Below are 8,916 nucleotides of genomic sequence, written 5' to 3'. Positions count from 1 at the left end.
GCAGAGCGGGGCGGCGGTGACGGCCGTCGACGCCGGCTACAACGCCGCCATCCCCTCCGGGAGCAGCACCACGTTCGGCTTCAACGCCACCGGCGCCGGCACCGGCTCCACCCCGTCCGACTTCGCGCTCAACGGCGTCCCCTGCACCGGTGCCCCGGTCTCGCCGACCCCCACCGCGAGCCCGACGGTCACCCCCGGTCCCTCGCCGACGCCGACACCCGGTACCCGCAACACCTTCACCAACCCGATCAAGACGCGGGGTCCGGACCCGTGGCTGACCCACCACGGGGGGTACTACTACCTGGCCACCACCACCTGGAACTCCACCATCACCATGCGCCGCTCCCGCACGCTGGGCGGGCTGGCGACGGCTCCCGACACCGTCGTGTTCAACCTGGCGGGCAGGGCGAACGGCTGCTGCAACATGTGGGCACCGGAGTTCCACCTGCTGGACGGGCCCAACGGCAAGCGCTGGTACATGTACTACGTCGCCGGCCAGAACGTCTCCGACTTCAACCGCACCCAGCGGCTGCACGTCCTGGAGAGCGCGGGCACCGATCCCATGGGCCCGTACACCTTCAAGGCCGACCTGGGCGGCGACTGGCAGCTCGACGCCAGCGTCCTGCGGCACGGTAACCGGTTGTACCTGATGGGGACCTACAACCCCGGCACGCAGAGCCTGTTCATCACCCCGCTGAGCAACCCCTGGACGATCAGCGGTTCCCGGGTCAGGCTCACCTCGCCCACCCACGCCTGGGAGCGGCAGACCGCCGCGGTGGCCGAGGGGCCCGAGCCGCTGTACCACAACGGCAAGACCTTCGTGATCTACTCCGCCAGCGCCTGCTGGGGCCCGGACTACAAGCTGGGCATGCTCACCCTCACCGGCGCCGACCCCCTCAACCCCGCCCACTGGACCAAGCACCCCACCCCGGTCTTCCAGCGCAGCGACGCCAACGGCGTCTACGCCCCCGGCCACAACGGGTTCTTCACGTCCCCCGACGGCACCGAGAACTGGATCGTCTACCACGCCAACAGCTCGGCGAGCGGCGGCTGCGACATGAACCGCAGCACCCGTGCCCAGAGGTTCACCTGGAACGCCGACGGCACGCCGAACTTCGGCACGCCCGTCCGGCTCGGTGCCACGCTGACCTCCCCCTCCGGGGAGCCGGCGAGCTGATCGGCCGACGCCAGCGCGAGCCTCGCGCCGGCGTCGACGCTCACGGCACCGCTCCGGGCCCGGTGACAGGGCGACGGGGCGGTGCCGGCGGCGCCCGCCCGGTGCCGGAGGCCACCACTCTCACGGAACGCCACCACGCGGGGCCGTGGCCGGGGCCGTGGCCCCGGCCGGGGAAGACGATCCCCGACAAACCAAGAGAACCAAAATTGATTGGGTAGATATGAAACGGTTTATCCATCTGACGCGGAGCCGCGCGGTGCTCGGCGGCGCCGTGTGCGCGGTGATCCTGGGCGGGGCCGCCGTCCAGGCGCCCGCCTCCGCGGCGGTGTCCTGCCGCGTCACCTACGAGATCGCCAGCCAGTGGGGCGGCGGTTTCGGCGCCAACGTGACGATCAACAATCTCGGTGACCCGGTCAACGGCTGGCGGCTGACCTGGAACTTCACCGGCGGCCAGCAGGTCTCCCAGGCGTGGAACGCCACCGCGACGCAGAGCGGGACGGCGGTGACGGCCGTCGACGCCGGCTACAACGCCGCGATCCCCTCCGGGGGCAGCGCCTCCTTCGGGTTCAACGCCTCCTGGAACGGGTCCAACCCCGCCCCGGCCTCCTTCTCCCTCAACGGCACGGTCTGCGACGGCGGCACCGCCTCGCCGACCCCGACGCCGACCGCCTCACCCACGGTCTCGCCGACCCCCACCCCCACCCCGACACCGACCCCCACCCCGACACCGACGCCCACCCCCACCCCGACGCCGCCCCCGGCCGACGCCAAGCAGGCCGAGGACCTGGACCGCGGTCTGATCAGCGTCCGCTCCGGATCCGGCAACCTGGTGTCCTGGCGGCTGCTGGGCACCGAGGCCCGCGGCACGTCGTTCAACGTGTACCGGGGCGGCACCCGCGTCGCGAGCGTGACCAACTCCACCAACTACCTGGACTCCGGCGCCGCCGCCGACGCCTCCTACACGGTGCGCGCGGTCAGCGGCGGTGCCGAGGGCCCGGCGTCGGAGACCTCGCTGCGGTTCGGCAACGGCTACCTGGACGTGCCGATCAGCCCGCCGTCCTCCGGCCACCACGCCAGCGACGCGGCCCCCGCCGACCTGGACGGCGACGGGCGCATGGACATCGTGCTGAAGTGGGAGGCCAACAACTCCAAGGACAACTCCCAGTCCGGCGTCACCGACCCGGTCTACATCGACGGCGTCAAGCTGGACGGCACCCGGCTGTGGCGGATCAACCTGGGCCGCAACATCCGGGCCGGGGCGCACTACACCCAGTTCCAGGCCTACGACTACGACGGCGACGGCAGGGCCGAGGTCGCGATGAAGACCGCCGACGGCACCGTCGACGGCCGCGGCACCGTGATCGGCAACGCGAACGCCAACCACCGCAACTCCGACGGTTACATCCTCGCCGGGCCCGAGTACCTGACCATGTTCAACGGCCAGACCGGCGCCGCGATGTCCACGGTGAACTACGACCCGCCGCGCGGCAACGTCGGCTCCTGGGGCGACACCTACGGCAACCGGGTCGACCGGTTCCTGGCCGGTACCGCCTACCTCGACGGCAACCGCCCCAGCCTGATCATGGCCCGCGGCTACTACACCCGCGCCGTGATCGCGGCCTGGGACTTCCGCAACGGCTCCCTCGTCAAGCGGTGGACCTTCGACTCCAACGCCTCCGGCAACGGCGGCTACGCCGGTCAGGGCAACCACTCCCTGAGCGTGGGCGACGTCGACGCCGACGGCAGGGACGAGATCCTGTACGGCGCCGCCGCCATCGACGACAACGGCCGCGGCCTGTGGAACACCGGCCTGGGCCACGGGGACGCCGGTCACCTGGGCGACCTCAACCCCTCCCGTCCGGGCCTGGAGTACGTGAAGATCTCCGAGTGGGCCGCCAGCCCCGGCCTGTACATGGTCGACGCCCGCACCGGGTCGAGGCTGTGGCAGACCGCCGCCAGCTCGGGTGAGGGCCCCGGGCGTGGGGTCTCCGCCGACATCCACGCCGGCAGCCCCGGCGCCGAGTCCTGGGCGGCGGGCGCCGGCCAGAACGGGCTGCGCAACACCGCGGGCACGGTCGTCGGCCGCCAGCCCTCCTCGGCCAACTTCCTGGCCTGGTGGGACGGCGACCCGGTGCGCGAGCTGCTGGACCAGACCCGGATCGACAAGTACGGCACCGGCGGCGAGACCCGGCTGCTGACCGCGAGCGGGGTGCACTCCAACAACGGCACCAAGGCCACCCCGTCCCTGTCGGGCGACATCCTCGGCGACTGGCGCGAGGAGGTCATCTGGCCCACCACCGACAACCGGGCCCTGCGGATCTACTCCACGCCGCACGTGACCACCACGAAGATCCACACCCTGCTGCACGACCCGCAGTACCGGGTGGCGCTGGCCTGGCAGAACACCGCCTACAACCAGCCGCCGCACCCGAGCTTCTTCATCGGCGACGGCATGGCCACCCCGCCGCAGCCCAGGGTCTACCTCCGATAGGACGCGGCACCGGGGGATCGGGGCCTGATCTCCATGGTGCCGCCCGACGGGCGCCCCCTCCTGGTGGGAGAGGGGGCGCCCCGACCCGCGTGCGGTGACCCGGCCTTCGCGGCCGGGTCACCGCCGCGGTTTCACGGATCAGGGGTTCATCGGCTCAGCCGATGGTCCACTGCTGGGCGTTGTTGCCGCTGCAGGTCCACTGCCGTACCTCGGAACCGGCCACGGTGCCCCAGTTGTAGTTGTCCAGGCACAGGTTGCTGTACCGGTTGGTCAGGGTGGAGTAGCCGCCTCCCACGGAGGTGACGCGCCACTGCTGGACGGACAGGCCGTTGCACGTCCACTGCTGGACCGGCGCCCCGGCCGCGGTACCCCAGTCGGTGTTGTCCAGGCACAGGCCGGTGTGACGGTTGACGATCGTGGAGTAGCCGTCGGCGGCCGGGACGATCTGCCAGTCCTGGAGCGCCTGCCCGGTGCAGGTCCACTGGCGCACCTCGGCGCCGGGGGTCGTGACCCCGTTGTAGTCGTCCAGGCACAGGCCGCTGTGCCGGTTGCGGATGCGCGCGTAGGCGGCGGCGACCTCACCGGAGGGGCCGGGGATCACCGTGGAGGTCGACACCGGGACACCGAGGTTGGGGGTGCCGTCGGCGTTCCACGAGATCTTCTGCACCCGGGTGGTGCGGGTGGTGCCGCAGCCCTGACCGGCGGAGGAGTTGGCGTGGTAGGCGATCCAGGTCTCGGTGCCGTCGGGTGAGGAGAAGAACGAGTGGTGGCCCGGACCGTAGACGCCGGCCGCGTTGTTGCGCTGGAAGATGGGGTTGGGGAACTTGGTCCAGGAGCCGGCCGCCAGCGGGTCGCCCCCGCGGTACTCCAGCATGCCGAGCTTGTAGTCGGGGCCGTTGCAGTGGCTGGCCGAGTAGGTCAGGAAGGTGCGGCCACCTCGCTGCAGCGCGAAGGAGCCCTCGTTGACGGCGCCGCCCTGGCGCTCCCAGGCCAGGGTGGGGGCCGAGATCCGCCTGCCGAAGGCGCCGGCCGTCCAGGGGTTCGACATCGGCGCGATGAACAACGACTGCAGGTTGTCCTCGGGGGCGAACGCCGAGAATGTCATGTACAGGTTGCCGTTGAGCTTGAGCAGGCCGCCGTCGATCGCCCACGCGTTGTCCGGCATCAGGTTGAGGATCCCGCGGACGGTGTAGGGGCCCATCGGGTCGGACCCGGCGCTCTCGGCGACGTGGGTGCGCCGGGGCAGGCTGCCCTGCTCCACCGAGTAGTACAGGTACCAGCGGTCGCCGACCATCTCCAGGTGCGGGGCCCACATCGTGTTGCCGCCGGTCCGCACGACGACCTGCTCGGGGGCGCTGCGCAGGCCGGCGATGGTGGACGAGCGGCGCATGACGACGTCGGCCGACCAGGTGGTGGCGACGTAGTAGTAGAAGCCGTTGTGGAAGACCAGGGTCGGGTCGGCGCTGTTGGGTGTTCCGACGACGGGATTGGTGAAGGACGGGCCGGGGGCCGCCGCGACGCGGGCGGAACCGGTGGCGGTGCCCATGGGCAGGGCCAGCACGCCGATCAGGGCGAGAAGCAGGGCTCGCCACGCCATTCCTCGGGGACGGGAAAGCAACAAGAGTCACTCCTGAGATCGTCTGTACGGGGATGTCGGCGGGGGAAAGAGGGACGGAGCGACTCACCGCCGCTCCGTGGCCGGAGCGGGCCCGCGAACCGGGGACCGGGGGCCGGGTGGCGTCGCTCGTGCCGGGACCACACGAAGGACGCGGGGGCGGGTCACGGTTTTGTTATCGTTAACATCCGAGGGGTGAGGCGGTCGCACTCCTGTTCGCGAGGTTCGCCCGCGCGGGTGATCGGCGGGGGAGGGGGCACGCTTTGTTAACGTTAACAAATCGTTGCGTCATCACGGGTTCACGGAATTGCAAGGGTGCCGGTACTCAGCTTCGGCCCCCGCACCGCCTTCGTCAAGGGGTGTGAGGATCCGCCGGCACGCCCGCCGGGCGCCGTTGACATCCGCGATGACAACGTGAACACTTCTGCGGAAACACGGAAGAAACGTTGATGTGACCCGATCGTCCCTCTCCAGCAGGGCGCCGGCCCGTTTTCCGAGGTCTACGTGCGCCGTTGATTGTTAACGTTAACAAATCCGCATGCCACCCCCGCTCCCCGAAGAAGGGTGCCCCCGTGTCCCTGCGCCGAAGGATCGCCGCGCTGCTCGCGGCCGTACTGAGCCTGACCGTCACCGTCCCGTCCGCGTCGTCCGCGTCGTCCGCGTCGGCGGCCACCTACTCGGCCTACGTGATGGGCTACTTCAAGGAGTCGCCGAACCAGTCCGGCGACAGCTACGCCCTCCACCTGGCGGTCAGTTCCGACGGCCTGGACTGGATGCCGCTGAACCAGAACAACCCGGTCGTCACGCCGACCGGAGGCATGCAGGGCCTGCGTGACCCGTACATCCTGCGCAAGCAGGACGGCACGTTCACGGTCCTGGCCACCGACCTCAAGGGCCGCGTGTTCAACCTCGCCAACCAGTACATCCACGTGTGGGACTCGGCGGACCTGACCGGCTTCACCAACTACCGCCGGGTGCGCCTGCACACCATGGCCACTCACTCGTGGGCGCCGGAGGCGTTCTGGGTGCCCTCGCGCAACGCGTACGCGGTCATCTACTCGGCCAACAACGGCACCCGCGACGTCCTCATGGTCAACTGGACGACCGACTTCGTCGACATGGGCACGCCCCAGGTGTTCTTCGACCCGGGCTTCAACGTCCTGGACGGCGACGTCCTGGTGAACGGCGGGAACTTCTACCTGTCGTACAAGAACATGGCCGACGGCAACCTGTACGTGGCGCGTTCCACCACGGGCCTGCCGAACAGCTTCACCACGCTCACCACCGGCCTGCGGCAGGGAGGCGCGATCGAGGCGCCGATCCTGGTCACGTCGAACACGAGCAACACGTTCTGGCTGTGGGGCGACTCGTTCTCACCGGCCAACGCCGTCTTCTACGCCTGGCGGTCGTCCGACGTCAACGGCAACGCCTGGTCGCCGATCGGCCAGCGCACCTACACCGCGCCGATCAACGCCAAGCACGCCACCATCACCCCGATCACCGCGGCCGAGCGGACCGCGCTGGTCAACCGCTGGGGAGCACCGGGGTGGAACCGCCTCAAGTCGTACAACCTCCCGGACCGCTACGTGCGGCACGCGGGCAACGTCGCGCGGATCGACCCCTTCCCGATGGACCCGACGGCCGACCAGCAGTGGCGGCTGGTGCCGGGCCTGGCCGACCCCGCCGGAGTGTCGTTCGAGTCGGTGAACTTCCCCGGCCGCTACCTGCGGCACTCGAACTACGCCCTCAGGCTCGATCCGAACGACAACACCTCCACGTTCCGGGCCGACGCCACCTTCCACCGGACGCCGGGCCTGGCCGACGGCGCCTGGGCGTCGTTCCGCTCCCACAACTTCCCCGACCGCTACATCCGCCACGCCGGTCACGAACTCCGCATCGACCAGCTCGGCCCCGGCTCGAACCAGGCCACCCGGCAGGACGCCACCTTCCAGGTCACCTACTAGCAGGGGTACGTCGCCGGACCGGCGGGGTCCGCCCCGCCGGTCCGCGGGCACAGCCGGCGCGCTTCACGCCGGGTGCCGCGCCCGGCGCGGAGGCCGCCGGGCGGCTCCCGTGACGCCTGTGCGGTCACGGCGGTCAGGTGGCCCTGCCGCGGGCGATGTAGACGTTCATGCCGGTGAAGTCGAGCGTGATGTTGTAGGGCTTGTAGAAACCGTGGGAGAAGTTGGCGAGCACGTCGAACCCCTCGCGGTCGAGCGCATCGTCCACGTAGCAGTAGACGTCGTCGGCGACGGCGCCGCCGAGGCGGACCTCCTTCGGGTAGCAGGGGTGGGCGGTGATGAACCGGCCCCCGGCCGAGGTCTCCATCGGGCGGTCGCGGTCGACGCGGATGCGCAACCGCCTGGCCGTCTCCTCGGTCGTGCTCGCGACCATCTCGCCGCCTCCGCCGATGTTCAGGGCGACCACCCGTTCGCCGGAGTCGGCCCTGCCTGCGATGCTTCCCCTGCTGAACAGCAGGTGCTCGCGGGCCAGCCAGAGCGGCAGGGCCTCGGCGCCCGAGCGTTCGGCGGCGGCACGCGCCCTGTCGGCCGTCTCGGGGGTTCTGCGGCGCAGGATCAGCGACCGGCCCGCGTAGTCGACGGTCGTCAGGAAGTGGTAGAGGATCCACGTGCCGATCAGCCCGTCCCCCGACTCCGAGGTGTCGTCCGTGTCCGACCAGCTCACGGGGATGTTGCGCAGTTCGATGCCGCCCAGTTCGAAGGAGTCCAGTATCCCGGACGAGTAGGTCACGGTTCTGCCCTGGTATTCGAACCTCTCCTCGGTGACCGCGCGCAGCCCGGCTTCCTTGGCCGCCCTCGCCGACAGGTTCAGTGACGCGACGCGCGTGTAGAACGAGAGGTCCTTCGGCGGTCCGCCGTTGAGCGAGGCCTGCACCGTCGGCATCGGGTCCATCTGCCGCCACGGCACGCGCGCGACGTCACCGCGGATCCGGTACGGCTCGCCGCGGAACGCCGCGAACAGTTCGGCCTGGCTCTCCTCGCCGGCCGCCTTCCAGTGCGGTGCGGCGAGGGAGAACCTGTCCTGCCGGGTGTAGCAGTCGGCGAGGAGGCGGTGGGCCTTCTTGTCGTCGGGCGCCAGCTCGACGGCCGCCTTGAGGTATCTCTCGGCGTCGGGGAACCGGTTGACCAGGAGCGCCGCGTAACCGCGCTGGCGGGCCGCGTCCACGTTCCCGGGGTCCTTCCTCAGGATCCTCTCGTAGGCGCGGGCTGCCTGTTCGAACCTTCCGGCCCTGAACAGCGCGTCCGCGTCACCGCTGCCGGCCTGTGCCGTGGCGGTGCCGCCCAGCAGCGGCACGGTCATGGCGGCACCGGCCGCCGCGGCGGCGCCCCGCAGCAGCGAACGCCGGTCCCATTCTGCGTTGTCGGCCACGTCTTCTCCTTTTGTCGGTCACTTCTGCCGTGGTTTCCCGTCCGGTGGACGGTCCGGGGTCAGGGCCGGTCCGGGCGCCTCCGTACGACCGGGTCGTCCTCGGCCGTCCTCGGCCGTCGACGTGCGCGACGTGCGCGACGTGCGCGACGTGCCGCCGAGCATCGGCGGCGCGTCCCCGGATCCGCCCGCCGGTCGGCCCCGTCCACTGTCGGGCCGTCGTGTGGCCGCCTCGTCCTGGCCGTG

Annotated in this window: 5 protein-coding genes; 3 read left to right on the top strand and 2 right to left on the bottom strand. The window is 70.8% G+C overall.

Annotated elements, in window-relative coordinates:
* Together AB0G16_RS26330 and AB0G16_RS26325 are read left to right on the top strand one after the other, a co-directional pair.
* Nucleotides 1-1,177: family 43 glycosylhydrolase (locus AB0G16_RS26330; protein ID WP_362810214.1), on the top strand; the 1,177-nt coding region annotated here is incomplete at its 5' end.
* Between the two features lie 220 nt (nt 1,178-1,397).
* Nucleotides 1,398-3,668, top strand: coding sequence for a cellulose binding domain-containing protein (locus AB0G16_RS26325; protein WP_362810211.1), 2,271 nt, complete (start codon nt 1,398-1,400; stop codon nt 3,666-3,668).
* Nucleotides 3,669-3,822: 154 nt separating this feature from the next.
* Here the strand turns inward: AB0G16_RS26325 and AB0G16_RS26320 are convergent, their stop codons facing one another.
* Entirely contained in the window at nt 3,823-5,289 is a 1,467-nt protein-coding gene (locus AB0G16_RS26320; protein ID WP_362810208.1) for a family 43 glycosylhydrolase, read from the bottom strand.
* A 566-nt stretch (nt 5,290-5,855) separates the two neighbouring features.
* On the opposite strand from AB0G16_RS26320, the gene AB0G16_RS26315 reads away from it, so the two are divergent.
* On the top strand, nt 5,856-7,247 hold the full coding sequence (locus AB0G16_RS26315) for a glycoside hydrolase family 43 protein (protein WP_362810205.1): 1,392 nt from the start codon (nt 5,856-5,858) through the stop codon (nt 7,245-7,247).
* Nucleotides 7,248-7,380: 133 nt separating this feature from the next.
* Here the strand turns inward: AB0G16_RS26315 and AB0G16_RS26310 are convergent, their stop codons facing one another.
* Nucleotides 7,381-8,673, bottom strand: coding sequence for a tetratricopeptide repeat protein (locus tag AB0G16_RS26310; protein WP_362810202.1), 1,293 nt, complete (start codon nt 8,671-8,673; stop codon nt 7,381-7,383).
* Nucleotides 8,674-8,916 lie beyond the last annotated feature (243 nt).

The organism is Streptosporangium sp. NPDC023615, from assembly GCF_040640155.1.
Lineage (GTDB): Bacteria > Actinomycetota > Actinomycetes > Streptosporangiales > Streptosporangiaceae > Streptosporangium.
This window is presented reverse-complemented; position numbering and strand designations above follow the sequence as displayed.